The organism is Streptomyces sp. NPDC050548 (assembly GCF_044457385.1).
GTDB lineage: Bacteria > Actinomycetota > Actinomycetes > Streptomycetales > Streptomycetaceae > Streptomyces.
The window spans coordinates 336375-361614 of the sequence record NZ_JBITGV010000007.1 but is presented as its reverse complement, the minus strand read 5'-3'; the positions used below and the strand labels follow the sequence as shown (position 1 = coordinate 361614).

At 70.7% G+C, this 25240-nt stretch carries 29 protein-coding genes and 1 pseudogene; 18 read left to right on the top strand and 12 right to left on the bottom strand.

Annotated features, from left to right (window positions below):
- Positions 1–116: 116 nt before the first annotated feature.
- Positions 117–596 (top strand): hypothetical protein, encoded by a 480-nt coding sequence (locus tag ACIBJH_RS22080; protein WP_399118542.1) that lies wholly within the window; start codon positions 117–119, stop codon positions 594–596.
- A 17-nt stretch (positions 597–613) separates the two neighbouring features.
- A complete protein-coding gene (locus tag ACIBJH_RS22075) occupies positions 614–1459 on the top strand; it encodes a hypothetical protein (protein ID WP_399118541.1) in 846 nt (281 codons plus the stop codon).
- A gap of 68 nt (positions 1460–1527) precedes the next feature.
- Here ACIBJH_RS22075 and ACIBJH_RS22070 read toward each other — a convergent pair whose 3' ends face one another.
- Positions 1528–3000 (bottom strand): MFS transporter, encoded by a 1473-nt coding sequence (locus ACIBJH_RS22070; RefSeq protein ID WP_399118540.1) that lies wholly within the window; start codon positions 2998–3000, stop codon positions 1528–1530.
- 86 nt (positions 3001–3086) lie between these two features.
- Here ACIBJH_RS22070 and ACIBJH_RS22065 point away from each other — a divergent pair, with 86 nt between their 5' ends.
- On the top strand, positions 3087–3641 hold the full coding sequence (locus ACIBJH_RS22065; protein ID WP_399118539.1) for a MarR family winged helix-turn-helix transcriptional regulator: 555 nt from the start codon (positions 3087–3089) through the stop codon (positions 3639–3641).
- A gap of 12 nt (positions 3642–3653) precedes the next feature.
- Here ACIBJH_RS22065 and ACIBJH_RS22060 read toward each other — a convergent pair whose 3' ends face one another.
- Positions 3654–4859, bottom strand: coding sequence for a cytochrome P450 (locus ACIBJH_RS22060; RefSeq protein WP_399118538.1), 1206 nt, complete (start codon positions 4857–4859; stop codon positions 3654–3656).
- Positions 4860–5060: 201 nt separating this feature from the next.
- Here ACIBJH_RS22060 and ACIBJH_RS22055 point away from each other — a divergent pair, with 201 nt between their 5' ends.
- Both ACIBJH_RS22055 and ACIBJH_RS22050 read left to right on the top strand, forming a co-directional pair.
- Positions 5061–5804, top strand: a complete 744-nt coding sequence (locus ACIBJH_RS22055; protein ID WP_399118537.1) for a GntR family transcriptional regulator — start codon at positions 5061–5063, stop codon at positions 5802–5804.
- Between the two features lies 1 nt (position 5805).
- Positions 5806–7107, top strand: a complete 1302-nt coding sequence (locus tag ACIBJH_RS22050) for an MFS transporter (RefSeq protein ID WP_399118536.1) — start codon at positions 5806–5808, stop codon at positions 7105–7107.
- On the opposite strand, the gene ACIBJH_RS22045 is transcribed toward ACIBJH_RS22050, so the two are convergent.
- Together ACIBJH_RS22045 and ACIBJH_RS22040 are read right to left on the bottom strand one after the other, a co-directional pair.
- On the bottom strand, positions 7108–7329 hold the full coding sequence (locus ACIBJH_RS22045; RefSeq protein WP_399118534.1) for a DUF397 domain-containing protein: 222 nt from the start codon (positions 7327–7329) through the stop codon (positions 7108–7110).
- Entirely contained in the window at positions 7329–8180 is an 852-nt protein-coding gene (locus tag ACIBJH_RS22040; RefSeq protein WP_399118533.1) for a helix-turn-helix domain-containing protein, read from the bottom strand. Before ACIBJH_RS22040 ends, ACIBJH_RS22045 begins: the two co-directional genes overlap by 1 nt.
- 217 nt (positions 8181–8397) lie before the next feature.
- Here ACIBJH_RS22040 and ACIBJH_RS22035 point away from each other — a divergent pair, with 217 nt between their 5' ends.
- The 3 genes from ACIBJH_RS22035 to ACIBJH_RS22025 all read left to right on the top strand — a co-directional run bounded on the left by ACIBJH_RS22035 (position 8398) and on the right by ACIBJH_RS22025 (position 9469).
- Entirely contained in the window at positions 8398–8805 is a 408-nt protein-coding gene (locus ACIBJH_RS22035; RefSeq protein WP_399118532.1) for an ATP-binding protein, read from the top strand.
- A 62-nt stretch (positions 8806–8867) separates the two neighbouring features.
- Positions 8868–9158: a hypothetical protein gene (locus ACIBJH_RS22030; RefSeq protein ID WP_399118531.1), complete on the top strand. Its 291-nt coding sequence runs from the start codon at positions 8868–8870 to the stop codon at positions 9156–9158.
- Positions 9155–9469, top strand: coding sequence for a hypothetical protein (locus ACIBJH_RS22025; RefSeq protein ID WP_399118623.1), 315 nt, complete (start codon positions 9155–9157; stop codon positions 9467–9469). Before ACIBJH_RS22030 ends, ACIBJH_RS22025 begins: the two co-directional genes overlap by 4 nt.
- A 49-nt stretch (positions 9470–9518) precedes the next feature.
- On the opposite strand, the pseudogene ACIBJH_RS22020 reads toward ACIBJH_RS22025, so the two are convergent.
- Positions 9519–9653, bottom strand: a pseudogene (locus ACIBJH_RS22020) (LuxR C-terminal-related transcriptional regulator); the annotation flags it as partial.
- 214 nt (positions 9654–9867) lie between these two features.
- On the opposite strand from ACIBJH_RS22020, the gene ACIBJH_RS22015 reads away from it, so the two are divergent.
- The 8 genes from ACIBJH_RS22015 (at position 9868) to ACIBJH_RS21980 (ending at position 13867) form a co-directional block, all read left to right on the top strand.
- The gene (locus ACIBJH_RS22015) at positions 9868–10119 is read left to right on the top strand and encodes a hypothetical protein (protein WP_399118530.1); all 252 of its coding nucleotides are present in this window, start codon (positions 9868–9870) and stop codon (positions 10117–10119) included.
- 156 nt (positions 10120–10275) lie between these two features.
- Positions 10276–10485 carry a hypothetical protein gene (locus ACIBJH_RS22010; RefSeq protein WP_399118529.1) on the top strand — a complete coding sequence of 70 codons (210 nt, stop codon included), beginning with the start codon at positions 10276–10278 and terminating at the stop codon, positions 10483–10485.
- 5 nt (positions 10486–10490) lie between these two features.
- The gene (locus ACIBJH_RS22005; RefSeq protein WP_399118528.1) at positions 10491–11027 is read left to right on the top strand and encodes a DUF6879 family protein; all 537 of its coding nucleotides are present in this window, start codon (positions 10491–10493) and stop codon (positions 11025–11027) included.
- Positions 11024–11869, top strand: a complete 846-nt coding sequence (locus ACIBJH_RS22000) for a helix-turn-helix domain-containing protein (protein ID WP_399118527.1) — start codon at positions 11024–11026, stop codon at positions 11867–11869. Before ACIBJH_RS22005 ends, ACIBJH_RS22000 begins: the two co-directional genes overlap by 4 nt.
- A gap of 87 nt (positions 11870–11956) precedes the next feature.
- Positions 11957–12424, top strand: coding sequence for a hypothetical protein (locus ACIBJH_RS21995; protein ID WP_399118526.1), 468 nt, complete (start codon positions 11957–11959; stop codon positions 12422–12424).
- The gene (locus ACIBJH_RS21990; RefSeq protein ID WP_399118525.1) at positions 12421–12621 is read left to right on the top strand and encodes a hypothetical protein; all 201 of its coding nucleotides are present in this window, start codon (positions 12421–12423) and stop codon (positions 12619–12621) included. Before ACIBJH_RS21995 ends, ACIBJH_RS21990 begins: the two co-directional genes overlap by 4 nt.
- Positions 12618–12827 carry a hypothetical protein gene (locus ACIBJH_RS21985; RefSeq protein ID WP_399118524.1) on the top strand — a complete coding sequence of 70 codons (210 nt, stop codon included), beginning with the start codon at positions 12618–12620 and terminating at the stop codon, positions 12825–12827. Before ACIBJH_RS21990 ends, ACIBJH_RS21985 begins: the two co-directional genes overlap by 4 nt.
- 719 nt (positions 12828–13546) lie before the next feature.
- A complete protein-coding gene (locus tag ACIBJH_RS21980) occupies positions 13547–13867 on the top strand; it encodes a hypothetical protein (RefSeq protein WP_399118523.1) in 321 nt (106 codons plus the stop codon).
- A gap of 57 nt (positions 13868–13924) precedes the next feature.
- Here ACIBJH_RS21980 and ACIBJH_RS21975 read toward each other — a convergent pair whose 3' ends face one another.
- Positions 13925–14650 carry a hypothetical protein gene (locus ACIBJH_RS21975; protein WP_399118522.1) on the bottom strand — a complete coding sequence of 242 codons (726 nt, stop codon included), beginning with the start codon at positions 14648–14650 and terminating at the stop codon, positions 13925–13927.
- A gap of 708 nt (positions 14651–15358) precedes the next feature.
- Between ACIBJH_RS21975 and ACIBJH_RS21970 the strand changes: the two genes are divergently transcribed.
- Entirely contained in the window at positions 15359–19204 is a 3846-nt protein-coding gene (locus ACIBJH_RS21970) for a hypothetical protein (RefSeq protein WP_399118521.1), read from the top strand.
- 102 nt (positions 19205–19306) lie between these two features.
- Complete coding sequence (locus ACIBJH_RS21965) at positions 19307–20143, top strand: response regulator transcription factor (RefSeq protein ID WP_399118520.1); 837 nt, start codon at positions 19307–19309, stop codon at positions 20141–20143.
- Here ACIBJH_RS21965 and ACIBJH_RS21960 read toward each other — a convergent pair.
- The 6 genes from ACIBJH_RS21960 to ACIBJH_RS21935 form a co-directional block, all read right to left on the bottom strand.
- On the bottom strand, positions 20122–20490 hold the full coding sequence (locus ACIBJH_RS21960; protein ID WP_399118519.1) for a hypothetical protein: 369 nt from the start codon (positions 20488–20490) through the stop codon (positions 20122–20124). The genes ACIBJH_RS21965 and ACIBJH_RS21960 overlap by 22 nt on opposite strands.
- Before the next feature lie 64 nt (positions 20491–20554).
- Entirely contained in the window at positions 20555–21421 is an 867-nt protein-coding gene (locus tag ACIBJH_RS21955) for a glycine betaine ABC transporter substrate-binding protein (RefSeq protein ID WP_399118518.1), read from the bottom strand.
- 13 nt (positions 21422–21434) lie between these two features.
- Positions 21435–22079, bottom strand: coding sequence for a hypothetical protein (locus ACIBJH_RS21950; RefSeq protein WP_399118517.1), 645 nt, complete (start codon positions 22077–22079; stop codon positions 21435–21437).
- A 183-nt stretch (positions 22080–22262) separates the two neighbouring features.
- A complete protein-coding gene (locus ACIBJH_RS21945) occupies positions 22263–22931 on the bottom strand; it encodes a response regulator (RefSeq protein ID WP_399118516.1) in 669 nt (222 codons plus the stop codon).
- A complete protein-coding gene (locus ACIBJH_RS21940) occupies positions 22928–24319 on the bottom strand; it encodes a sensor histidine kinase (RefSeq protein ID WP_399118515.1) in 1392 nt (463 codons plus the stop codon). Before ACIBJH_RS21940 ends, ACIBJH_RS21945 begins: the two co-directional genes overlap by 4 nt.
- A gap of 112 nt (positions 24320–24431) precedes the next feature.
- On the bottom strand, positions 24432–25109 hold the full coding sequence (locus ACIBJH_RS21935) for a response regulator transcription factor (protein WP_262061290.1): 678 nt from the start codon (positions 25107–25109) through the stop codon (positions 24432–24434).
- Between the last annotated feature and the right edge of the window lie 131 nt (positions 25110–25240).

Here is a 25240-nt window from a genome sequence, read left to right as displayed (position 1 = left end):
GTGCTCGGCCGACAACCCCTCGAACAAACGTCCCGGTTCGCCATGAGGTGAGGAGCGGGGGCGGCACGGAGACGATCTTGTCGACCGACTTGCCCCGTCTCTCCAGGAGTTGCCCCTTGCGCGCGAAGTCCCTCGTCATGGCGACCCTCATGGCCGCGCTCGCCGCCGGCCCGCTCCTCTCCACCCCGGCCCGGGCCGACGATCCGGACCCGGGACCTGCCGCGTCCGTCCCCGGCCCGTCCGACCCGGTCGAGGTCTTCCAGACCGGCGGGGACTACGTGCACTTCTCCAGCACCCCGCCCGCCACCGCCTCGGCGCACGGCTGGTGGCTGGACAGCGACAGCCGGGGAGCCAAGGCGAAAGTCACCGTCGACCTCCAGGTCAAGGACGGCGGGCACTGGCATACGGTGGCGACCGGCCACAAGACCGTCAAGCAGGGCGGCGGCAGCGCCCGCAGGGCGAACGCGCGCTTCACCTGCGTCGGAACGAAGAAGACGACCTGGCGCAGCGTGGTCGACGTCGACATCATCGGGGTCGCCGACTCGCCCAACAAGCTGGAGACCCCGGCCAGGACGTACCGCTGCGGCGTCGGCTGATGGGACAGGAGGCGGCTTTGGGCACGGGCTCGGCGCAGGACGCGGACGACGGTGACGACGGCGTCGATCTCACGATGACCGTCGAGGTCCACGGGGTGCTGCGTGAGCACGCCTGGACCGGACAGGTCGGCGCGGACCACGACCTGGACGAGGACCTGTTCTCCCTGGTGGTCAAACGGGCCGCCGCCTACGGCTGGAGTTCCACCCGCTTCAGCGCCGGATCGGAACTCGGCGGTCAGCGTTGGGGCCACGCGGACGCCGGCGGGGACTGGTCGCAGGACGGTCGGGTGCGGCGGCTCGCGTGGCTGACCGGGTATCCCGCGACCGGACTGCGCGAACAGCATCTGCCCGTCCTGCCGATGACCCGGGTCATGACCGACTCCCTGGCCCGCGTGGGCGAGTCGGACTTCACGGGGCTGACGGTGCGGGTGCCGGTACAGCTCGCGCCGGACATCCGGTTCGACCTGGTGGGGGACGCCGACTGGTTCGCCCTGTCCGCACCGGACGCGCGGACGGAGGTGGTCGTCTCCGTCCTGGGCCCGGTCGGCACCGCGGCGGAACGGGTGCGCGAACTGGTCGTACAGCGCGGCCACGGACAGCTCCACGCGGAACAGGTCACCGAAGGCACGGGGAAGGTTACGGGCGCGGGCACCGGCGCAGGTGCGGGCCGGGCGGGCGCGCCCATGGACGCCGGACGCGCCGGACGCCGAGCCGGGGCGTACGACCGTGCGACGTTCGCGTGCGACCTGCCCGAGTGGACACCCGACGCCGCGGCCTGGCTCGCGGAGGTCTTCATCGACGCGCTGCGCACGGTCGGCGTACGCGACACGGTCGAGATCGCGATCGTCCGCCGCCCCGGCTGAGACCGGTCGGCGCGGGCGGCGGTCGAACTGCCGCCCGGATCAAGGCACTTGGCCTTCGCAGGGGCCCGTCAGAGGGCCGGCTCGGCCTGGTTGCCGACCGCCTTGCGGGGCAGCGCCAGGCACAGCGCCGCGCACAGCAGATACGCGCCGATGGCCCACGGGCCCGCGTGGACGATCGCGTCGGTGAGGCCCGCGCCGGCGTGGGAGAAGAACGCGTTGCCGATGACCGCGACGCCGAGCGCCCCGCCGAACTGCTGGGCCGTGGACAGGATTCCGGAGGCGCCGCCCGCCAACTCGCCCGGCACGGTGCTCAGGATGGTGTTCACCAGCGGGATGATCAGGAAGATCAGACCGACCCCGGCAAGGAACAGTCCCGGGACCAACGGCCAGGCACCGGTGTGGACTTGGGCCGCGTCCTGGGCCTCGTGCCGGACCCAGAACAGACCGCCCGCCATCACCAGCGCGCCCAGGATCAGCACGCTCCGGCCGAACTTCGCGACCAGCGGGTCGACCGCCGGGGCGGAGAGGATCGAGCCCGCGCTGAAGGCGACCATCAGCAGACCGGCCCCGGTCGGGGAGTAGCCCTGCCCGGACTGCAGCCAGACGGTGAAGACCAGGAAGAAGCCGGACATGCCGCCGTAGAAGAGGAGTTGGACCAGCAGGCCGGCGCTGAAGGCGGGCTTGTGGAACAGGCCCGTGGGGAGGAGCGGGTGTTCGATGCCGCGCTTCTTCTCCGAGACGGTCAGGGCGACGAGCGCGGCGACACCGGCGGCCAGGCAGAGCCAGCCCCACAGCGGCCAGCCGTTGGAACGGCCCTGGACCAGCGGCAGCACGATCGCGACCAGCCCCGCGGCGAGCACGAGGTTGCCGAGGACGTCGATACGGCCGCGGAACGCGTGGTCCTTCGAGGCGGGGATCCACTTGACGCCCAGGACCAGGACGAGGACGGCCAGCGGGAGATTGATCACGAAGATCGTGCGCCAGCCCCAGCCGAACAGGTCCCAGTCGGTCAGCACGCCGCCGAGCAGCACGCCCACGGCCGTCGAGAGGCCGGCGATCGCCCCGTACAGGGCGAACGCCTTGCCGCGCTCCTCGCCGTCGAACATCGTCCGGAACGAGGCGAGGATCTGCGGCATGATCACGGCCGCGGCCATGCCCTGGAGGCCGCGCGAGGCGACGAGCACCCCGGCGGAGGTGGCGAGTGCGCTGGTCAGACTCGTCAGCGCGAACGCGGTGACACCGAGCAGGAACAGCTTCTTGCGGCCGTAACGGTCGCCGAGGTGCCCGGCGATGATCAGCGTGGCGGCGAAGCCGAGCAGGTACGCCGACACCGTCCACTGGAGGTCGGCGGGGGTGGCCTTGAGCCCCTTGCCGATGGACGGCAGCGCGGTGTTCACGATCGATCCGTCGATCATGTCGAGCAGCGCGGCGAGGATCATCACGAACGCCGCGGCCCAGCGTTTGGGATAGGGCACCGGTGCCCCGTCGCCGTCAGCGGCTACGTTCGTGGTGTTGGTCGTGTGGGACGTGCGGGACGACATGGCTCGGACTCCAGGATCGCTCGACTTTCATACATCTTGGCTTTCAAGTTAAAAGCCGATGGTTACGATGCTGGGAGATATCTCGAATGTCAAGCGGAACGGAGTCGGGTGTGGGCGGGGACTCGGGCTCGGTCGAGGCGCGGCTCGGCACCGTGGTCCAGCGCTACCAGGCCGCCGTCGACGACTTCGACCGCGAGCTGGCCCGCCTGATGGGTGTCAACGAGACCGACCTGCGCTGTCTGGAGATCCTGCTGTCGGTGCAGGAGGCCACCCCGCGCGAGCTGAGCCGACAGCTGGGGCTGACCACCGGGAGCGTCACCACGATGCTCGACCGGCTGGAGAAACTCGCCTACCTCACCCGCACCCCACACCCCGACGACCGGCGCAAGACCCTGATCCGCGTCACCCCCGAGGCCGCGCAGCGCGCCTTCGGCCTGATGGGACCGTTCCTCGACGAGGCCGGGCGGGCGGTGCGCGAGCGCTACACCCCCGACCAGCTGGAACTGTTCATCGACTATCTGACCTTCGCCCGCGACCTCCAGCACCGCCACGTCGAACGCCTGCGGGAGCTGCCGGCCCCCCGCCCGACCCGGACCGGCGGACGCCAGTCACAGGGACCGCGGGGCGGCGGGGCCGGATAGCGGCGCGGGCCGTCAGAGCGCGACGCTCAGCCCCTCCAGCCCCCGGATCACGAAGTTCGGCTTGCGGACCGGGTCCGCCGCGAGGGTGAGCGTGGGGGCCCGTTCCAGCAACGCCCGCATGGAGGCGGCCAGTTCGATACGGGCCAGGGGCGCGCCGATGCAGTAGTGGATGCCCGCGCTGAAGCTGATGTGCGGGTTGTCGGCGCGGGTGAGGTCGAGGCGCTCCGGGTCGGTGAAGACGGCGGGGTCGTGGTTGGCCGCGCCGAACAGCATCGCGATCTCCGCGCCCCTCGGGATCACCGTGCCGTCGATCTCGATCTCGTCCAGCACCCACCGTTCGAAGAGCTGGAGCGGGGTGTCGTAGCGCATCAACTCCTCGACGGCTGACGGGATCAGCGAGTGGTCCGCGCGCAGCGCCGCCAGCTGCTCGGGGTGGCGGAACAGCGCCCACCACCCATTGACCGTGGCGTTCACCGTCGCCTCGTGACCCGCGTTGAGCAGCAGTACGGCGGTGGAGATCAGCTCCTGTTCGGTGAGGCGGTCGTCGTCCTCGTCGTGGGCCGCGATCATGCCGGAGACGAGGTCGTCGCCGGGTTCCTTGCGCCGGGCCGCGATCAACTCGCGTAGATACGAGGAGAATTCGTTCGACGCGCGGACCGCCTTGGCCGCCGTGTCCTCGGACGGGCTCAGCTCGTACATCCCGCAGATGTCCGCCGACCAGGGACGCAGCGGGGCGCGGTCGGACTCCGGGATGCCGAGCATCTCGGCGATCACCGCGACGGGGAGGGGTTCGGCCACGTCCGTGAGCAGATCGCCGCCGCCCCGGGCCACCAGTCCGTCCACCAGCTCACCGGCCAACCGGCTGACGTACGGCTTCAGTTGCTCGACCGTGCGCGGGGTGAACGCCTTCGACACCAGGCGCCGGATGCGGGTGTGGTCCGGGGGCTCCAGGTCGAGCATGCCGTGGTCGTTGAGGGTGTGGAAGGGCTCGTGCTCGGGCGGGGGCGCCGTACGGCCGAAGTCCTCGTGGGTGAAGCGGTGTTGATACGTGCGGCCGAGACGGCGGTCGCGCAGCAGCGCCGAGACGTCCGCGTGGCGGGGCACCAGCCACTGGTCGGTGGGCTCGTAGTAGGTGACCCGGCCCCGGTCGCGCAGTTCGGCGTAGGCGGGGTACGGGTCGTCGACGAACGCGGGGTCCCAGGGGTCAAAGGCTGCCATGCACGGACGCTAGCCCGACAGCACCCGGTCTGACCAGGGGCGACCCGCGTGATCCCGGTGACCCGGGAGGCGGCGGGACCGCCGGTCACCCCTGCGTGTTTCTGCTCCACTTTCTGCTCCAGTAGCTTCCGCCCGGCGCGGTAGCTTGCCAACGCCGTCCGGGATCACCGGATGGAGACCAGATGAAGAGGAGAGTCGGCCATGCCCCGAGAGGCGCCCTATCTGGCGGTCGCCGACGCGCTGCGCACACGCATCCTCGCGGGAGAGTGGGAGATCGGGGGGCGGCTGCCGTCGCGGGCGCGGCTCGCCGAGGAGTACGGCGTGGGGCGCAACGTCACGCAACGGGCAGTGGACCACCTGATCGCCCGGGGCCTCCTCGAAGGACGCGCGGGCTCGGGCACCTACGTCCGGTCGCCGCGCGAACGCCTGCGCATGATCCGCTCCCGGCACCGCGAACACAGCCGCGCCGGCCTGACCGAGCGGGGCCGGGCCCAGGCCTGGGACGCGCACAGCCAGACGCGTGTCCCCGCGCCCGAGGACATCGCCGAGCGCCTCGCCATCAGCCCCGGGGACCTCTGCGTCCGCACGCACTACGAGTTCCTGGCCGACGGGCAGCCCGTCCAGCTCTCCGCCTCCTGGGAGCCGATGGCCCTCACGGCCGGAACGCCGGTCGTGCTGCCCGAGCGGGGACCGCTCGCGGGAAAGGGGGTGGTGGAGCGCATGCGTTCCCTCGGCGTGGAGGTCGAGACCGTGGTCGAACTCCCGCGCCCGGCCCGTGCCACCCAGGAACAGGCGAACCTCCTGGGGATCAGCCTCGGGGACCTGGTGCTCCGGATCGAGCGGACCATCTACGCCACCGACGGACGTCCGGTGGAGACCGCCGACCTTGTCATACCCGACGTACGCAGGGAAGTGGTCTACGAGTTCGCGGTGGACCGGCCGTAGCATGCCAACTCCCTCCCCGCACCCGCCGATTCCCTCCCCACATCCGCCAACGCCCTCCCGGCTCGGGCTCCTTCGCGATCCCGACTTCGGACGGCTGTCCGCCGCGACCGCGCTCGGCCAGCTGGGCGACCGCGTCATCTTCCTGGCGTTGCCGCTGGTCGCCATCGTGGCGTTGCGCGCCGACGAGTTCCAGGTCGGCCTGCTGACCGCGGCCACCACGGCGGGCTCGCTCCTGGTCGGACTGCCGGCCGGCGCCTGGGTGGACCGGATGCGCAAACGGCCGGTGATGATCAGCACCGACCTCGCCAGGGCGCTGGTCCTCGCGACCGTACCGACGGCGTGGTGGGCAGGCCTCCTGACCATCTGGTGGCTCTACGCGGTCGCCCTGACCCATGGAGTCCTGACCGTCTTCTTCGACGTCGCCTACGTCAGCTACCTGCCGCACCTGGTGGGCCGCGGGAACCTGGTGGAGGGAAACGCGAAGCTCTCGGCCATCCGCTCGGTGACCAGCATCAGCGGGCCCGGGGTGGCGGGGCCGCTCGTCGGCTGGGCCGGAGCCCCCGCGACGCTCCTGGTCAGCTCGGCGGGGATGGCCCTGTCGGGACTGCTCGCGCTCGGCATCCGCAAGCCCGAACAGAAGCCGGAGCCCGGTCCGGAGGCGGGTTCTCGGCCCCAACTGGCCCGGGACATAAGGGAAGGGCTGAGGTTCGTCGTCGGCCATCCCGCACTCCGCGCGATCGTGATGGGGGACGCGATGTTCAATCTCTTCCTGGTCATGTACCAGACCATGCTGCTGGTCTTCCTGGAGCGGGACATGGGTCTCGGCTCCTTCGGCATCGGTGTCGTGCTGTCGGGCATGGGCTGCGGTGCCCTGCTGGGCGCACTGACGGCGACCAGGCTCTCGCACCGGCTCGGCCAGGCTCGCGTCATCCGGCTCGCGCCACTGATCACCTGCCCGCCGACCGCCCTGATGGCGTTGGCCCGGCCGGGGTGGACCCTGTGCGCGGCGGCGCTCGGGCTCGCGGCCCTGTCGCTGGGCGGAGTCGTCCGCGTGGTGGCGCAGGCGAGCCTCCAACAGACCCTCACCCCCGACCGGCTCCTGGGCCGGATGAGCGCGACCGCGCGCTTCGTGTCCTGGGGCGGCATTCCCCTGGGCGGCCTGCTGGGCGGAGCCGCGGGAACCGTCTTCGGCGCTACGGCCACCTTGTGGATCGGCGCGGCCGGCATGACGGCGAGCGCCCTGCCCAACCTGCTGTCGGCGGCGTGGCCGGAGGGCGCGGCGGGTCGTATTTCAGGTACGTGATCAGGTGCCCTGGCGTGACCGGAGGCCGGTTGGTGCCGACAGCTCAGGGCTGCCGCCCTTGATGTGATCGACGAGGGCCGTGAAGGCGGGAGTGGGGAAGGAGAGGGTGGCGCGGGTGGGGAGCTTGGAGTCGCGGACGGCTGTGCGGGTGGAGAGGGTGGCTATCTCGACGCACGTGTCGCCGTCGCCGCCGCTGGAGTACGTCGACTTCCGCCAGTTCATTACAGTTCCTTAGTCAGCCGGTGGATGAAGTCCCGCGACGCCACCGGATCCAGTGACGCGCTCCTCACCTTATGGAACAGCGTGCGGAGCTTTTCCAGCTGGGCCTCCGCATCGGAGAAGCCGACACCGGTCGGCGAGTCGCGCAACCCGGTGTCCAATCGGGGCACGGGGCCACTCAGATACATCATGGAGGCTCCGGCACCCGCGAAACCCACGTAGTCGACGGGAATGACCCTCACAATGGCGTGCCCCTTCTCGATCTCCTCCAGGATGAAGCCGAGTTGAGCGAGTGACGCCCGGCGAGCCGACACTTGGACACGCAGAGCGAACTCGTGGATGACCGTCTCGTAGGGGGTGGGATCGTCGCCTTCGATGACGACGCGCCGGTTCAGCCGATGTTCAACGCGTAGGGCCACCTCGTTCTCGGGAAGCTCGGGGCTCATGTACGAGTAGACGGCGCGAGCGTAGTCGGAGGTCTGGAGCAGCCCGGGAACGAGCATGATCACGACCTCGCGAAGGAATGTTGCGTGATGCTCGGCCTCGGCGGTGTCGAGGAACGCCGGCGGCAGCACTCCCCGGTACTCCTCCCACCAGCCACGCGTGCGATCGGTCGCCATCGCCACGAGCGCGTCGATCAACTCCGTGTCCGTGCAGGCGTAGTGGGCGGCAAGGCGTCGCACCCGCTCCTCGCTGACGCCGACGTTGCCCGCCTCCACCTGGCTCATCTGGGCCGACGTCGAATTGAGCAGGCCGGCCACCTCACGGGCCTTCAGCCCGGCCGCTTCCCTCAGCCGACGCAGTTCCGCGCCCAGGCGCACCTGCCTCGCTGTGGGCTGGCTCCTAGGTGCCATACCTCTCCTCAACCGCCTTACCGGCTTGCCTCGTTCGAGGGTCAGATTACGACACCCGCTTGCGCTGACAAAATTTTTTGCACTACCGTCAGTGCTGCGACGCACACCCTGCGAAACCCCGGGGCCCGGAAGCGCACCGCTCCGTCCTGCCACGACGGCTGCGGCACTGCCACCGGCCCTGAACGCCAACTCCCCACCCCACAAACGGAGTTCACCCATGCCCGAAAGCACTCCCTGGGAGTACGCACTCCAGATCCCCAACGACCCCCGTGCCGTCACGATCAGTCGCCGCACCCTCCGGCTGATCCTCACCGTCCACGGCCTCATCGGCCTCGTCGACACCGCCGAACTCCTCGCCACGGAGCTGATCGCCAACGCCGTACGGCACACCGCCGGCCCCGCCGCCCTACGAGTCTCCTGGTCGCCCGGCACTCTCCGCATCGGCGCCTGGGACGCGAACCCCGAACCGCCCGAGCCACCACAGGCGTGGGAGCACCTCACCACCACCGAGGACGGCCGCGGCCTCGCACTGGTCCGGGCCTGCGCCGACCAATGGGGCTGGCAACCGCAGTCCAGGAACGGCAACCGCGGCAAGTACGTCTGGTGCGAACTGGGCGCAGCGTGAGAGGCACCGTACGGAATCGTCCGGGTACCGTGAAAGCGACACCGCGAAAGGGAGCCGCCGCCATGACCACCCGACCGGCAGAGTCCGGCCAGCCCAGCCTCCCCTCCGTGCGCACCATCGGGGAGCTCCGTGCCGCCCTCACCATGGGCTACGGCTTCCCCGGCGACGCTGACGACTTCGAGGCCGAGCTGGCCCGCGAGATCAACCATGCCGACCCGGCGGACCTCTCGGGCGTCGTCCGCCTCGTCGAGGAGTTCCGCGGCCGAATCATCGCGCGCCAGGACCCCTCCTTCGACTCAGCCGTCGCCGCGGCCGTCGCCGAAATCCGCTCGGCTCGGGAAAACGATCGGTGAACGACGACCAGCAGCCGACCGTCGCCGAGATCACCCGTGAGGCCCGCGCTCGCTGCCTCGCCATCGGCGGCGGAGCACTTGAGGCTGTCGAGACCTTGCGAGCCGAGTTGGAGAAGAACCCGGCACTCGGTCGGAGAGCACAAGGCGCCGCCGGTGGCATGAAGATCTTCACGACGCGCCTCGAAGGCACGGGTCTCCGCCCCGCACTCACTGTCACCTACGTCTACGACGCCCCTCCTCCCGAACCCGGCCTGATCCGCATCGCCCTGGTGTCACCCGTACGTTTCGCCGGTGGGGACACCGAGTTCTGAACGCACGGCGGCTCGCACCAGACCCGGGGGTGCCGCGGACAAGCGCTCGCCCCAGCGTGACCGTCCTCGCCTCGTGCGCGATCAGCGCCGCCTGCCTACGGTCCCGCAGCCCCAACCTCACCAGGACGCGGCTGACATGGGTCTTGGTCGTCGGCTCCGCCACCACCAGCCGCTCGGCGATCTCCTCGATGTCCGGCATTCCGCCCAACAGGACCGCGAAGCCCTCGCGTACCACCATCTGGTCGTCCGCGATCAGTACCCGGACGGGTCGCAGGGCCACGTTGCCCAGATCTCACCACCGCAAGGACCCCGTCCGGGTTACAACCGGGCCACACACCTCTCCCACGCAGCGCCGGCCCGGCATGCTCGCCCCTTACCAACTCACCTCAGGGGGAAGAGTGTCGAGCTACAGCGACGTGCAGAAGGCCGTACGCGTCGAGAAGTTCCGCATCTGGTTCGCGTGGGTGTCCGGCGGAATCATCATGCTCATCATCGCCAACGGCACCAAGAACATCGCGATCCTCGGCGTCATCACCGAGGTGCTGTTCTTCGTCGGCGGCATCCTCTTCACCATCACCGCGGTACGCATGACGAACGCCCTCAACCGCAAGGCCGAGACAGCCCGCAGGGAAGTGCTCGGCGACCTGTAGGCAGAGCGCCCGCCCCGGAGTCGCCGGCGATATCGATTGCGTGCAACCTCCTGCGTAGTCGGATACGTCCGCGCAATTCTCCGCAATCTCCCTGCACAGTGCCCCTACCCGTCCCATCCTGGGCACTCAACCACCGGCACGAGAGGGAGACCGGCCATGGCCCTACAGCTCCGCCTGCTCGGTACCACCAGCGACGAAGGCAAGTGCCCCACCTTGTACGAGGACCTTGCGAGCGGGGACATCGTCGTGCAGGGCTACACCGTCACCGATGCGGAGGACGTCGCGCAGTTGCAGAACGTCCTCGACGGCGAGTCGTTCGTACGGATCCCGCGCGAGCTGCTCATCCGCTTCGCCCCCAAGGAGTAGACCCGGTGCCGGAGTTCATCGACGACAGCACCTTCGGCACGTACTTCGAGACCTTCGAGCGCACCGCGTGGCGACTGGAGGCCCGCCACGGTTACGCCTCCGACCGTCAGAGCGCGCACTGGGCACGCTGGAAGGCAGGCAAGGACGTCAGCCACGATCCGTCCAGCGCATGGCGGGAGAACATCCAGCGCCAGACGACAGCCGGGAAGCGGTTCGAGCGCATCCGCGTCGTCGACGACCCTCCCACCGAGGGACAGTTGTTCCTCCTCGCCCGGGCCCCGAGCAACGAGGCAGCGGGCGAGGACATGCGGAACATGTGGCGCGCGGATGCCGCACGCCTCGGAGTGCCGACGCTCGACTTCTGGCTCTTCGACGACCGCCGTGCCCTGATGCTCCACTTCGACAGCGGCGACGATTACCTCGGCGCCGAGCTGGTCGAAGACCCCGCGCGCATCGCGGAGTTCGTCCGGATCCGGGATGCCGCCTGGCCTCACGCGATCCGGCGCAGGGACTTCGCGGCGCAGGTAGCTTCGAGTGTGTGAGCACCGACTACCAGCAGGCCCGTGAGGCGCTCGGTGCGCGGCTGCGTGAGCTGCGCACCGAGACCGGTCTGAACGGCAAGGACTTCGCCGGACGCCTCGGCTGGCAGCGCTCCAAGATCTCCCGCCTGGAGAACGGCAAGCAGACCGCGACCGAGGCTGACGTCGAAACGTGGGCCCAAGGAGCTGAACGTCCCGACGTCACCGACGAGTTGCGGCGTACTGTGCGCAACCTCCAGACGTCTTACCGGAGTTGGCGCCGACAGCTCTCGGCCGGCCACCGCGCGGTGCAGGAGGGCCACGTCGTCCAGGAGGCGCAGGCCCAGACGATCCACATCTTCGAGTCCGGCATCATCCCCGGCATCTTCCAGACCCCCGACTACGCCCGCGGCGTCCTCACTGACGTGTCCAACCGGCTCGGCACGCCCCGCGACATCGAGGAAGGCGTACGGGCCCGAATGAAGCGCCAGGAGACCTTGTACGAGCCGGGCCACCACTTCGACACGCTGATCTGGGAAGCCGCCCTGCACGTCGCACGGTGCGCACCCGAGGCCATGGCCGTGCAACTGCACCGGCTGAGCGGGTTCATCGGTCTCGACACCGTCACCCTCGGCGTCATCCCGCTCGGCGCGCGCACGTCGTTCTCCCCGAAGCACGGGTTCTGGATCATCGACGAGCAGCTCGTCGTCGCCGACACATGGAGCGCTGAACTGTCGCTCGACTCCGCCGAGGACGTCGCGCTGTACCGCAAGACGTGGGAGCTGATGCGCGAGTCGGCCGTCTTCGACCACCAGGCACACCGGCTGATCGACCGGGCCCGGGTGCGCTTCTCCGACCTCGCGTGAGCAACCCGTCGCAACTCTCATGACCGCGTGCGCAATCCCACGCAATCAACGCGCGGGCGCGCAATCGTGCTGCCTACCGTGCTCGACATGGCCCACACGAGGATGCGGTTCGCCGAGGTGTACGAGGCCGGGGACGCGTGGCTCGCCGACTGCTCCACGCACCCCACCCTCGTCCGCATGACGTGGAACAGGGAAGCCCTGGCTCCGATCGCCGCCGGCACGCACTGGCTTGCGGCCGAGACACGGCTCGTCCCCACGATGCATGCCCTCAACCGGATCCGCGGCGAACACCGCGGCCCGGTCCTCGCCGACGCCGAGACGGACACGGCCTGGTGGCTCGTCGCGCCAGCTGCCGCCGAGGAACTGGCCGACGTACGACAGCTCACCGTCCAGCCCACCGGATGGACGCTGAGCTGCCCGCCCACCGGCTGGGGAGTGGAAGGCCGCTTGTGGCTGAACCGCCCCGACGGGTCCGGCCTGCTCACCGATCCCGCCGTCCTCGCCGCCGCGTTCGGCCCCGGCGGCTACCGAGCCCCCACGGAGGCACCACGATGAGCACGACGACGATGAGCCCGCCCATCGACTTTCCGCTGCCCGCCAAGTGGCCGGGCCCGAGCCCGCGCTGCAAGGTGTGCCGCGCGCTCGCCGACCAACGGGCCACGGCTGCGGCGGCCGGGGACTACTCGAAGGTCTCGGACTGCAACGTGGAACTCCGCCAGCACGCCAGCCCCCACCGGCGGAGGCGGCCGTGACCAAGACCGAAAGGCAGTGGAGAGACGGCAGCGGCGGCGCCGGCCACCTGCAACGCGTGGCCAGCAACGCCGTGTTCACCCGAACGCAGACCGCGTACCGGGCGTACATCGACCACGCGAGCGGCTGTGCCACCTGCGCCATGGACAGCGGCCAATGCACGATCGCCGAGGAGTTGTGGACGGTATACGGGGCCACGACGTCGTAACCGCCTGCTGCCGACGGAGGCTGTCGGCAGCAGGAAGGGCGGCGCCTTCACCTCCCCCGGGCGGGACCGGGGCCCGGCTCGTTCGGGTGGACTACCGCGAACCCCCGGCAGACCGCGAACGTCATCGATACCGTCCCGGACATTCGCGTACAAGGGGTGCGTCTGCGGCCGGAGGGATCACGTGGGGGTTCGATTGTCGGGCGGGATCGGCCCGTTGAGGGTGTCGGTGTCGCCAGGGCGCACGGTGTCCGGGTTTTCCGGTCTGTCGATCGCGGCGATCGCGAGCATGTTCAAGCTGATGTGGTGGATGTTGTACGCCGGGTACTGGATGCTTCGGATCGTGTATTGGGAGGCGCCACGGGCCGGGTATCGGTGGTGGCAGCGTCGGCAGGCCGAGGGTGCTGTCCGTGGTGGCCCGTAGCCTGCGTCGTATTCGTAGGCCTGACGTTGCTGATATCAACCTCGGCTGCAAACCCCCCGGCAGCGGGAGGCAGTCCACTCGGAGGGTCGGTACTGACGAGGACCCCAGTTGTGGGGCAGAGCCCCAGGATTCGGCCCCACCCATGGGCCAGATGCAACGGTTGCTCAGATGGAAACGGTTGCCGAGGACGGCGAGACCGCAGTCCATCCAGCATCTGGACCGAGCGCGAGCAAACCGTTATGCGCCTTTTGGGTGTGCTGTCAAGGCAGAGCTCACCCCCGCCGACCGGGAGGGCATCGTGATCCGCGTCGGAATGCGGCTCCCCGGACCGTTCCGCATCAGCGGCGGCCCCATCGTCACCCTCTTCGTGTTGCTCGGCTACGTGTGCGTGGTCATGCTCTGGGTGACCATCACCGCCGCGGTCTACCTCGGGCTCGGTATCGCCCACCTCGTCGAGATGGCCATCAGCGCACAGCGACGGCGAAGCATCCGCCAGACGATGCAGGTACTCGCTCCACGGCGCAAGGCCAAGAATCCGGATGCGGACCGGATCCGAGCCAGGTACGGCGATGCCCTCGGCAGGTTCAAGGCCGAGCACGAGCGCCGCCGCGACAGCTGACACCTGCTTGGAGGCGACACCGCAGGCCGGCGAGGTTACGGGATGCGCGCGAGTAACTCACGCCTCCGCCAGCTGCTGGGCTCGCTGCTCCGTGTAAGCGTCGTACTCGTCGCGGTCCAGAATGCGAACGGGGAATCGTCGGCCAACCGGAGCGACGCCGTCGGCCACGATAGTGACGACGAGGGCTGTGCCGTCGCGTACGAGTTCTTTGATATCGGTGAGGTCGAGTGATGGCAGTGCCCGTGACCACCGCCCATGGATGATGCTGTCGGTTCCGCCGTCCCACTGAATCGCCGTGATCCCGACCGAGGTGACGAAAGTGACCGTTTCCCAGCCCTGCTGCTCACTGAGTCCTCCCAGTCCCTCAAGTTCGATTCGAACACCTGGGTTCTTGGCGGCATACGGGCTCGCATTCTTCAGCGTTACCGTCGCCAACGACTGCTTGAAGCCCTTAATCGTGCGCCACCCCGAGATATCGTCCTCGTCTCGTTGCGCCACAAAGACAGGTTCGTTCGGAAAGCTGAAGTTGAAGGTGATCGCGATGTCCAGGTCCGGTCGGCCGGTGGCGGCCAGGTAGGCAAGCAACGCCACGATGGCGGCTACTGCGGTCAGAAGGCAGGTATAGATCACCAGAGCCGTGCTCACGAGGGCGACTTGGTCATGGGTCCCGAGCCCCAGCGTCCAACCGCCGAAGACGACGCCCAGCACGAGAACCGCACCTGCCGCGATGGCCGCGAGAGTGACAGCAACGATCAAGTATCGGGGGTCGCGAAGAAGCTTCACAGGTGGAGTGTTCCAGCGCCCCAGCCTCAGCGTGCCGCCGTTGCCGGACCGTGACGACTGCGCCTGGTCGCCGTAGAGACAGCAGCCGGGCGCACTCGGCGTTCGTCCTCCGGGTACGTGGCTGGGTTACGCCTCGCCGTCGTCCTCATGGCGCCCGGCGATCCACTCGGTGGTCGTCATCTCGTACAACGGCTTCGCCGCACCACCGTTTTCATCACCCGGCCGACGGCCTCACGCACCGCCTCGTCGATCAGACCGCGCAGACGCGCCTCACGCCTCTCGCGCACCTCAGCCACGGCGAGCGCCCGGCGGGCACCCGCCTCGACCGTCTGCCGCCCGGCAGCCGCCAGCGGTCCATCAGTTCACCAGCCAACTGCCTTACGTACGGCTTCCGTTGCTCGACCGCGCGCGGGGTGAACGCCTTTGAGGGTGTGGACGGGTCGCCCTCGGGCGGGGTCGGCGCAGGCCCCGTACGTGTCGCACACGACCGCCTGGTCCCGGAGTTCGAAGGCGAGGCCGTCAGCCGCTGCCCTGGACGGACGCCGACCGTTGGACGAGCTGCTGACCACGGGTGTCCCGCCCGGTAACCGCACCCCCTGTGGACTTGTGGTGAATATCGCGAGGCCCGTTCCCGGTCCCGGCCCGGCTCGTCGCTTCTTGATGTTTCAATCATTGCGACCCTGCCAGGAACGGGCGATTGGTGGTGCGATGGGACGTCCCGAGCGGCCGGTGGATCCCGAGGCCGGCGCCGTGCAGCGGCTCGCGCATCAGCTGCGGGAACTGCGTGCCGGGTGCGGCGGGCCGTCGTACCGGACGATGGCCCGGCGCGCGCACTACTCGGCGGCCACCCTCGCGCAGGCGGCCGGCGGGGAGCGGTTGCCGTCGCTCGCCGTGGTGCGGGCGTACGCGCGGGCCTGTGACGCCGATCCCGGGGAGTGGGAGACGCGGTGGAAGGCGGCGGTCGAGGAGGACATGGCCGCCCGGCAGGACGGCGGCGGCGGGGACGAGCCGCCGTATCGCGGGCTCGTGCGGTTCGAACCCGGTGACGAAGCGCTGTTCTTCGGGCGGGAGCGGCTGGTCGGGGAGTTACTGGAGCTGGTGTGCGAGCACCGGCTGGCGATGGTGGTCGGGGCGTCCGGCAGCGGGAAGTCGTCGTTGCTGCGGGCGGGGCTGATACCCCGGCTGCGGCGGCGCATCGAGGGGGACGGCTGCGCGGCGGTGCTGCGGGTGCTCACCCCGGGCGCCACGCCGGCGGCGACCCACGGGCATCTGCTGGCTCCGGGGGACGGGGAGCCGGACAGCTGGGTGGTGGTCGACCAGTTCGAGGAGATCTTCACGCTGTGCCGGGACCGGGAGGAACGGGCCCGGTTCATCGAGCTGCTGCTCGCCGCCCGGGAGCGGCACTCCCGGCTGCGGGTCGTCATCGCCGCACGGGCCGACTTCTACGCCCGGTGCGCCGAACACCGGGGGCTGGTGGACGCGTTGCGCGAGGCCCATCTACTGGTCGGGCCGATGGACGCGACGGAGTTGCGGGAGGCGGTGGTCCGGCCCGCGGCCGCTGCGGGGCTGCTGGTCGAGCGGGAGCTGACCGCCCGGATCATCGACGAGGTCGTCGACCGGCCGGGCGCGCTGCCGATGCTGTCGCACGCCCTGCTGGAGACCTGGCACCGGCGCCGCGGCCGGACCCTGACCATGGCCGCGTATGAGGCGGCGGGCGGAGTGTGCGGGGCGATCGCCGCGACCGCCGAGCACCTCTACGACAGCCTCTCCCCCGCCCAGGCCCGCACCGCCCGGCGGGTGCTGCTGCGGCTGGTCGAACCGGGGCAGGGGACCACGGACACCCGGCGCCCGGTCCGGCGGGACGAACTGGACGCCTCCGAACCGGAGTTGCGCGAGGTCGTCGAACGGCTGGCCCGTGCCCGGCTGCTGACCGTGGACGCCGACTGTGTGGAGTTGGCCCATGAGGCCCTCATCAACGGCTGGCCCCGGCTGCACAGTTGGGTGGAAGAAGATCGTGAACGGCTGCGCCGGCACCGGAGCCTCACCCAGGCCGCCCGTACCTGGGAGGAGCTCGGCCGCGACACCGGCACCCTCTACCGGGGCAACCGGCTGGCCCACGCGGAGGAGATGTTCTCGGCCGGGCTCTCCCCCGAACTCAACACGCTGGAACGGGAGTTCCTCACCGCCGCGCTCGACGCCCGCACGCACGAACACCGCAGCGCCACCCGGACCGCCCGCCGGGCCCGGCGCCTGATCCTCTCGCTGTCCGTCGCCGTGGCGCTGTCACTGGTCACCGGTCTGGTCGCCTGGCAGCTGCATCGCAACGGCGTGCGGGAGCGGATCGAGACGGCCGCGCGCCGGGTCGCCTCGGTCGCCGGGTCGATGCGGGCCACCGACCCCAGGACCGCCATGCTGCTCAGCGTCGCCGCCTGGCGTACCGCCCCGCTCACCGAGAGCCGCTCGGCGCTGCTCGGCGCGCTCACCCAACCTCAACTGGACGCCTTCACCGCGCCCGGGTCGGACGGCGACACCCCGCGCTTCCTCGCGAACTCCGGCCGTACCGTGCTCAGCACCGAGGGACGGACCTGGGGCACGTGGGACGTGGCGAGCCACCGCCGTATCGCTTCCGGGCCCCTGCCCGGGGCCGCCACGGTGCTCGCCGCCGGTCCCGACGCCCGGGTCGTGGCGGTTCAAGTGCCGGGCGGGAAGCGGCTGTTGGACACCGCCACCGGGAAGTGGACCGGGCCCGCGCGGGTGCTGCCGTCGCCGTACCGGATCGGCTTCGGGCCCAGCGGCCGCAGCTATGTGGTGCGCGATCCGCGCGGCGGGCGGACGTGGCTGCGGGCCGTCGCCGACGACCGGGTGTTGTACGAGGCCTCGGGCTCGGGCGGGCCCGATGTGGCGCCGGGTCCGGACGACCGGCAGGTCGCCGTCTGCGCCAAGGGGCACGCGCCCGCCGTGTGGGACCTCGGCCGTCGGCGTGCGCTGCACGGCGCGTGGGAGCACACCCACGGGATCTGCGACGACGCGCACGAACTGCTCAGGCTCGGTGCGGACCATCGGCTGATCGCCCTGTCCGGCACCGGGATCCGCGCCTGGGACACCACCTCGGGACGGCGGCTCGCCGCTCTCCTCTATCCGGACGTCCAGTACGCGGCCTTCAGCCGGAACGGGGAGTTCCTGGCGGCCTCCTGCCGTGACGAGATCCGGGTGTGGCGGCTGTCGGCGCCGGACGCGCCCGTGTTCCGGTACTCCCTCAACGGGCAGCTGCCGTCGGGGAGTCTGGCCTGGGACCCCGACCGGCCCGTCCTGCGCTACCTCGAAGGCGCCACCGTCCACACCCTCGACGTCGCCGCCGCGACCACCCCCCGGTGGCGCGACCGCCCGCTGGACAACGCGCTGCTCGACCCTTCCGGCCGCCTCCTCGCCACCGCCGAACGGACCGGCGACCACTACCGCTTCCAGCTCCGCGCCACCGTGAACGGACGGCTCCTGCGCCAACTGCGCTCCCCCGCCCTCCCGATGGCCCGCGCCGGGAGCGAGCCGGTCGGGCCGGCGGACACCAGGTCGCTGATGGCGTTCAGCCCGGACGGCGACACGTTCGCCTACGGCGTGACCGCACCGGGCCGGAACCCCGCCACCCAGCGGCTGACCCTCTGGGATGTCGCGCGCGGCCGGGAACACGGCACGGTCGATCTCGCCACCGCCCCCTCGGCGTCGGCGTCGGGGCCCGCGGTCGCGGTCGCCCTCGGCCCGGGCGGGCGCACCCTGCTGGCCGCGCGCACCTGGAGCACCCCGGCCGCCGTGGTGCTGCCCGACCTCGACGACCTGCCCGAACTCAGCAAACTGACGGGTCTCGCGGGCACCGTCCCGGACACCACCGGCGCCCCCGAGGTCACCAAGGTCACCGACGAGGTCTGGGACACCGCCCGGCGGCGCAGGACCGCCGTGCTCCAGGACTTCGACAGCGGCACCCTCGCCGTCCGGCCCGACGGCCGGCTCCTCGTCGGCAACAGCCACACCGTCGCCCTGCCCACCGGACCCGTCACCGCACAGGCCCTCGGGCAGAGCGGGAGGATCGGCGCCCTCGCGTTCAGCGGCGACGGCTCCCGGCTGGCGGCCGGTGACCTGACCGGGCGGGTCGCCCTGTGGGACGGGGCGCTGCGCGACCGCGCGGGAATCCTGCCGAACGTCTTCCCCGCCCCCGTCACCAACACCCCCGAAGCCGTCAGCGCGCTGGCCTTCAGCCCGGACGGCCGCACCCTCGCCGTCGCCGGTGACGCCGGCACCGTCCAGCTCTGGGACACCGCCACCCGGCAACCCCTCGGCGGCACCCTGCCCACCCCCGGCGAGAAGATCCGCTCCCTCGCCTTCAGCCCCGACAACAGCACCCTCTACGTCGCCGGCGACCACGTTCCGCTCCAGCGCTACGCCGTCTCCGCCGCCGCCGTCCTCACCCGGGTGTGCGCCCGCGCCGGCACCTCGCTGACCCGGGCCGCATGGGCCGCGGACATCCCCGACGCGCCCTACCACAACACCTGTGAACAGCGGTGATTGTTTGTCTGGAGTGATCGAAGGGGCTACGTGGACAACCCTTCGATCGTCAGCCTGGGGAGTGAGGCCTGACAGATCCCCTTGACCGAAGGTGCGTCAGACGTGACCCGAGAACGCTCCCCCCACCGCCCCTCCGTCCTCGTCGTGGAGGACGACACCGGTATCTCCGAGCCACTCGTGACGGCCCTGGGCTTCCTCGGCTTCGACGCGCACACCGTCGCCACGGGCGCCGAGGCCCTGGCCGCCGTCCGCGACCACCGGCCCGACGCCGTACTCCTCGACCTCGTCCTGCCCGACCTGGACGGCACCGAGGTCTGCCGGCTGCTGCGCGCCTCGGGCGACAACACCCCGGTACTCTTCCTCAGCGCCCGCCACTCGGTCGCCGACAAGTGCCGCGCACTGGCCCTGGGCGGCGACGACTACGTCACCAAGCCCTTCGACCTCACCGAGCTCAGCGCCCGCATCCGCGCCCTGATCCGCCGCTCCCGCGCCACCGCCCCGCTCCGGACCCTCGGCCACGACACCCCCGCCGCCGCCTCGCGCCGGCTGCGCGCGGGCGGCGTCGAACTCGACGTCGACACCCGCGAGGCCTGGCGGCACGGACAGCCGGTGCGCCTGTCGGCCACCGAGTTCGCCCTGCTGAAGGTCCTCATGGAGAACGCGGGCCGCGTCGTCTCCAAGGGCAGCATCCTCGACAGCGTCTGGAAGTACGACTTCCAGGGTGAGTCCGGGGTCGTGGAGACCTACGTCTACTACCTGCGCCGCAAGCTGGGCGACTCCGGCCAGTCCCTCATCCGCACCGTGCGGGGCGCGGGCTATCTGGTGAACGCCGGCCCCACCACCGAGAGGGGGAGCATCGGTGGTGGGGCCGGCAGTACGGGGATCGGCAGCGCGGGGGCCGGCGCTGGTACCGGCGGTCAGCCGATCCAGAGGTCGTAGACCGCGTTGTCCTTCGCGTCGTTGTACGAGATGAGCCGGGGCTCCCAGCGCCAGCCGGTGCTGGGCTTGCGGTGGTGGAACTCGACCGACTGCCCGGCCTTCCACCAGTAACCGCTCGCCGTCGTGCAGCCCTTCGGCGCGATCTCCCAGAACTGCGAGCCGATCCAGTCGCCGTACTGGTTCTCCCCGACGAAGAAGAACTTCACCGTCTCGGTGGACCCGCTGCAGACCCTGAGGGTCACGAACTTGTCGCCCGCCGCCGAGGCCGTCCCGGGAGCCGCGAGACCGCCGACCGCGGCGGCCGCGGCGAGCATCGCCATGACCACCTTGCGTCTGACCGTGCGCATGGAACTACCGCCTTTCCTACGTGAGTTGTGTGGAGGGTTGATGGTCGATCCCTTGCGGGCCGGTTCAGGGCCGGTTCAGGAGACCCTTGGCGCGCAGCCAGGCCCTCGCCGCCCGGCCCGGGGTCTCTCCCGCGTCGACCGACGCGGTGAGCTTCGCCAACTGGGCTGTCGTCAGCAGGGTGTTGACCCTGGCCAGCGCCGTCCGGCCGGTCAGGTCCAGGGCGGGGGCGCTGATCAACGGGAAGACATGCTCGGGCGGTACGACCGCCTTCGGGTCGGCGAGCACCACCAGCCCGTCCCGGGCGATCGCCGGGTCGGTGCCGCGCAGCACCCGTACGTCCGCCGTGCCCGCCGTCCCGGCCGGGGTGAGCGTGACGCCGTACGCCTTCTTCAGAACGGCGACGGACGGGGCGTCGGGATCGCCGGACGCGGAACCGCCGAGCGTCAGACCGGTACCGGCCCCGCGCAGGTCCGCCAGGCCGTACAGCCTGTGCCGCTTCGCGGTGGACGGGGTGACCGCGAGGACGACCCCGCCCTGTGCGGCGGCCGGGGGCAGCGCGACGATCCCCGGCGGCAACGCCATGCTCAGCGTCGCCTCCATGTTCCCCGGCATGGTCTGCCCGCCCGGCATCGCCCGCAGCAGGGTGGACTCGTAGGCGGGCGCGACGCTGATCCTCCCGTCCACCACGGCCTGCGCGGTGGCGACCGGTGACGCGTACGAGACGTCCGCCGTCCGCACCTTCTGCCCGGCCCCGGTGAGGAGTTCGCCGTAGAGCGCCGCCACGACCCTGCTCTCCGTCGAGCCGTCGGTACCGATCACCGCCGGCCCCGCACGGTCCGCGTAACCGACGTGCGTGCCTTGCGCGTTCGCGGTCGCGCAGCCGGTCAGGAGGAGGAGCGAGCAGACCGCGAGAGCGGCGATACGGGACATCGCGCGCCGCCCGTCAGCAGTGCCGGCCGCGATCGGCCAGGCTCATCGGCTTGTCCTTGAAGGTGACATAGCCGTAGCTGGGGTTGTCGTTGTTGAAACCGGACTCCTGGTAGTCGTAGACGTACCAGTCGTAGTGGCCGTAGTACTTGTCCCTGAACTGGATCTCCCACCACCCCTTGGCCTGCTGCTTCGCGGTACCGCGCTCGATCCAGCCGTAGCTGCCCGAGGGGATGTTGACCGTGTTGGACTCGGTGTCGGTGTGGGAGTTCTGCCAGGTGTGGCTGTAGCTCGTCTCGACCTGGACCTCGAAGACCTCGGCGAACTTGTAGCCGGCGGTGACCGAGACACCGACCGTGTTGCCCGCGGTGGTCGTGTCCGACCAGTCGATCCGGTGCTGGTTGGTCTGGCTCCCGCAGTTGTACGCGGTGCTGCCGACCTGGTGCGCCGGGCCGGTGTAGCTCCAGTAGCTCTGCGGGCGGAACTTGCAGAAACTGGCCCAGTTGCAGGCCTTCAGCAGCTCGGCGTTGGTGGGAGTGTCGGCGGCGAGTGCCTGCGGAGCCGTGAGCAGCGAGGCGCCCACGGTGAGGGCACCGAGCACACCGAGCGTACGGGGGGAGAAGCGCCGGGCGGAGGTCTTCTTGCGCGGGGCGAATGCCATGGATCACTCCATCGAGAGGGGGAATTCGGTGGAAGCACCAGTTGCTGCGCACCACTCTCGAACGGATTCGTCCGCCGCTGATCAACGTCCCCTCAGAGCCCGGGACAGAATCGGCTCAGCGTTCCATCAGAGTCTCCTCAGAACCCGCCCCCGGCGACGAGGTACCCGTACCCGAAGCCGTCCCTACCCAGGTCTCACCAGCCGCGCCTCGTACGCGAACACCGCCGCCTGCGTCCGGTCCCGCAGCCCCAACTTCACCAGGACGCGGCTGACATGGGTCTTGATCGTCGACTCGGCGACCACCAGCCGCTCGGCGATCTCCACGTTCGACAGCCCCTGGGCGATGAGGACCAGCACCTCCGTCTCCCGCTCGGTCAGCTCTCCGTACGCCGCCTGCTGCGCGGCCGGTATCAGCCGGGGCGACTCGGCCAGCTTCGAGAACTCCGTGATCAGCCGCTTGGTCACGGAGGGGGCGAGCAGCGCCTCGCCGGCCGCCACCACCCGCACCCCGTCGGCGAGTTGGCGTGCCGAGGCGTCCTTGAGCAGAAAGCCGGAGGCTCCCGCGCGCAGCGCCTGGTACACGTACTCGTCGAGGTCGAAGGTGGTGAGCACCAACACCTTCGCCGCGCCGTCCGCCGCGACGATCTCCCGGGTCGCCTCGATGCCGTTCATCTCGGGCATCCGGATGTCCATCAGGACGACGTCCGGGGCCAGTTCACGCACCCGCTCGACCGCGTCCCGTCCGTTCACCGCCTCGCCGACGACCTCGATGTCCGGCATCGCGCCCAGCAGGACCGAGAAGCCCTCGCGCACCATCATCTGGTCGTCCGCGATCAGCACGCGGATCGTCATGCCTCACCTTCGCTCGCACTCGGGACCGGCAGAAACACCGTCACCTCGTAGCCGCCGTCGTCCGCCGGGGCCGCCGTCATCTCGCCGTTCAGCATGGAGACCCGCTCCCGCATCCCCGTGATGCCGTGGCCCGCGCCAGTCGGAGGGGGCGGGCGAAGCCCTCGTTGAGGGGTGGTGGTCGGGTGGCGGGTGGGATTCACCGGACTCGGCTCGGGTGTCGGGCCGTTGACTATCCGCAGGCCCAACCCGCCCAGCACATAACCGACCTCCACGCGGGCACTCGCACCGGGCGCGTGCCGCAGGGTGTTGCTCAACGCCTCCTGCACTATCCGGTACGCCGACAGCTCGACGCCCTGCGGGAGTTCACGCACCGCCCCCGTCACCGCCTTCTCCACGCTCAGGCCGGCGTCGCGCACATTGGCCAGCAGCGCGTCCATGTCGGCGAGGGTGGGCTGCGGGGCGTCCGGCGCCTCGTAGTCCTCCGCGCGCACCACGCCCAGGACGCGGCGCAGTTCGGTCAGGGCCGCCACCGCGTTCTCCCGGATCGTGACGAACGCGCGCTCCAGCTCCGGCGGCGGATTCTCCACCCGGTAGGGCGCGGCCTCCGCCTGGATGGCGACCACCGACATGTGGTGTGCCACCACGTCGTGCAGCTCACGGGCGATCGTCGTGCGCTCCTCCAGGAGGGTGCGCCGGGAGCGCTCGTGCGCCGTCACCGTCTGCTGCGCGGTCACCTCCTGCCGGGCCTCCCGGCGTATCTGCCAGACCGCGACGCCGAGCAGCATCAGGGCGGAGAGGAACAGCATCTGCGCGCTGTCCGAGCCGAAGGCGTGCCCGCCGGCGAGGCTGGTGGCGCCGATGCCGTAGACCGCGGTCAGCGCCCACATCCAGGCGGCCGTGCGCGGTCGGGTGCGGATCGCCACGATCGCGAGGACGGACAGGTGGCATATGAAGCTGCCGTCCCGCCACGGCCACTCGTCGTCGAACTCGGTCGCCAGGGCGGTGGCGACCGGGGTCGCGGCCATGGACAGCCAGAACGCGCCGACCGGCCGCACCATGGTCAGCAGCACCGGCACCAGGGCGAGCAGGCCGAGAATCAGGTTGCCGCCCGCGCCGCGGGCCTCGTCGTTGGTCGCGAGGAACATCGCGAGCAGGCCGGCCGCGGTGATCAGGGCGTGCGGGCTCCAGGCCGCGTACTCCCGCGCCCGGCCCTTCAGACGCCGGGTCAGCGGGCCGTCGGCGGTGGAGGGAGGCAACGGGCGGTAGGCGAAGGCGTCGTGGAACAGGTCTTGCCGCAGTCCGCGCAGGGCGTCCGCGGCAAGCCTGAACTCCGGGCTGCGCGGCTTGGCCCCGCCCGTCTGCGGCAACTGCTGGGTCGTCTCGGTCACATTCAAAACGGTAGGCGGAGGGGCGGGTAGCCGTCGTCACCTGTGAGAAGGGTCCTGGGGCGTCCCCCTCAAGTACTACGGGTATGCCAGAGGGCCGGGCTTCAGCGGCGCTTCAGCGGCCCCCGCCCGGCCGGACCAGCCCCGACTCGTACGCGAACACCGCCGCCTGCGTACGGTCCCGCAGCCCCAACTTCACCAGGATGCGGCCGACATGGGTCTTCACGGTCTGTTCGGCGACGACCAGGTGCTCGGCGATCTCCGCGTTGGACAGGCCCTGCGCGATCAGCGCGAGCACCTCCGTCTCGCGTTCGGTGAGGTCGCCGACGCGTGACTTGAGCGGGGTGCGCGGTGTGCCGTTCAGCCGGGAGAACTCGGCGATCAGCCGGCGGGTGACACCCGGCGCGAGCAGTGCGTCGCCGGCGGCCACCACCCGCACCGCCTCGGCCAGTTGCTCCGCGGACGCGTCCTTCAGCAGGAAACCGGAGGCACCGGCGCGCAGCGCCTCGTACACGTACTCGTCGAGGTCGAAGGTGGTGAGCACCAGGACCTTTATCTGCGGGGTCGCGTCCGTGATGCGGCGGGTGGCCTCGATGCCGCCCAGCTCGGGCATGCGGATGTCCATGAGGACGACGTCCGGGGCGAGTTCGGCGACCTTGGCCACCGCGTCCAGTCCGTCGACCGCCTGGCCGACGACCTCTATGCCGGGCTGGGCGTTCAGCAGCACGGTGAAGCCCTGGCGGACCATCTGCTGGTCGTCGGCGATGAGTACACGGATGGTGCCGCTCGTCATGGGGTGTCGTCTCCTGTCGGGAAGATGATCTCGGGGGCGGCGGATGCGGAGGCGCCGGGGGCGGCGGATCTGTCGGGGGCATCGGGTCCGTCGGCGCCGTCAGGGCCGTGGGGGCGGTCAGGGCCGTGGAG

Excerpts from the sequence above, each read along its gene's own strand:
- ACIBJH_RS21955 (WP_399118518.1), bottom strand. The coding sequence starts at position 21,421 with ATGTCCCGTATCGCCGCTCTCGCGGTCTGCTCGCTCCTCCTCCTGACC.
- ACIBJH_RS21970 (WP_399118521.1), top strand. The coding sequence starts at position 15,359 with ATGGGACGTCCCGAGCGGCCGGTGGATCCCGAGGCCGGCGCCGTGCAG.
- ACIBJH_RS21960 (WP_399118519.1), bottom strand. The coding sequence starts at position 20,490 with ATGCGCACGGTCAGACGCAAGGTGGTCATGGCGATGCTCGCCGCGGCC.
- ACIBJH_RS22030 (WP_399118531.1), top strand. The coding sequence starts at position 8,868 with ATGACCACCCGACCGGCAGAGTCCGGCCAGCCCAGCCTCCCCTCCGTG.
- ACIBJH_RS22070 (WP_399118540.1), bottom strand. The coding sequence starts at position 3,000 with ATGTCGTCCCGCACGTCCCACACGACCAACACCACGAACGTAGCCGCT.
- ACIBJH_RS22055 (WP_399118537.1), top strand. The coding sequence starts at position 5,061 with ATGCCCCGAGAGGCGCCCTATCTGGCGGTCGCCGACGCGCTGCGCACA.
- ACIBJH_RS22050 (WP_399118536.1), top strand. The coding sequence starts at position 5,806 with ATGCCAACTCCCTCCCCGCACCCGCCGATTCCCTCCCCACATCCGCCA.
- ACIBJH_RS22045 (WP_399118534.1), bottom strand. The coding sequence starts at position 7,329 with ATGAACTGGCGGAAGTCGACGTACTCCAGCGGCGGCGACGGCGACACG.
- ACIBJH_RS22010 (WP_399118529.1), top strand. The coding sequence starts at position 10,276 with ATGGCCCTACAGCTCCGCCTGCTCGGTACCACCAGCGACGAAGGCAAG.
- ACIBJH_RS22065 (WP_399118539.1), top strand. The coding sequence starts at position 3,087 with ATGTCAAGCGGAACGGAGTCGGGTGTGGGCGGGGACTCGGGCTCGGTC.
- ACIBJH_RS22060 (WP_399118538.1), bottom strand. The coding sequence starts at position 4,859 with ATGGCAGCCTTTGACCCCTGGGACCCCGCGTTCGTCGACGACCCGTAC.
- ACIBJH_RS21995 (WP_399118526.1), top strand. The coding sequence starts at position 11,957 with ATGGCCCACACGAGGATGCGGTTCGCCGAGGTGTACGAGGCCGGGGAC.
- ACIBJH_RS22040 (WP_399118533.1), bottom strand. The coding sequence starts at position 8,180 with ATGGCACCTAGGAGCCAGCCCACAGCGAGGCAGGTGCGCCTGGGCGCG.
- ACIBJH_RS22035 (WP_399118532.1), top strand. The coding sequence starts at position 8,398 with ATGCCCGAAAGCACTCCCTGGGAGTACGCACTCCAGATCCCCAACGAC.
- ACIBJH_RS21945 (WP_399118516.1), bottom strand. The coding sequence starts at position 22,931 with ATGACGATCCGCGTGCTGATCGCGGACGACCAGATGATGGTGCGCGAG.
- ACIBJH_RS21990 (WP_399118525.1), top strand. The coding sequence starts at position 12,421 with ATGAGCACGACGACGATGAGCCCGCCCATCGACTTTCCGCTGCCCGCC.
- ACIBJH_RS21935 (WP_262061290.1), bottom strand. The coding sequence starts at position 25,109 with ATGACGAGCGGCACCATCCGTGTACTCATCGCCGACGACCAGCAGATG.
- ACIBJH_RS21950 (WP_399118517.1), bottom strand. The coding sequence starts at position 22,079 with ATGGCATTCGCCCCGCGCAAGAAGACCTCCGCCCGGCGCTTCTCCCCC.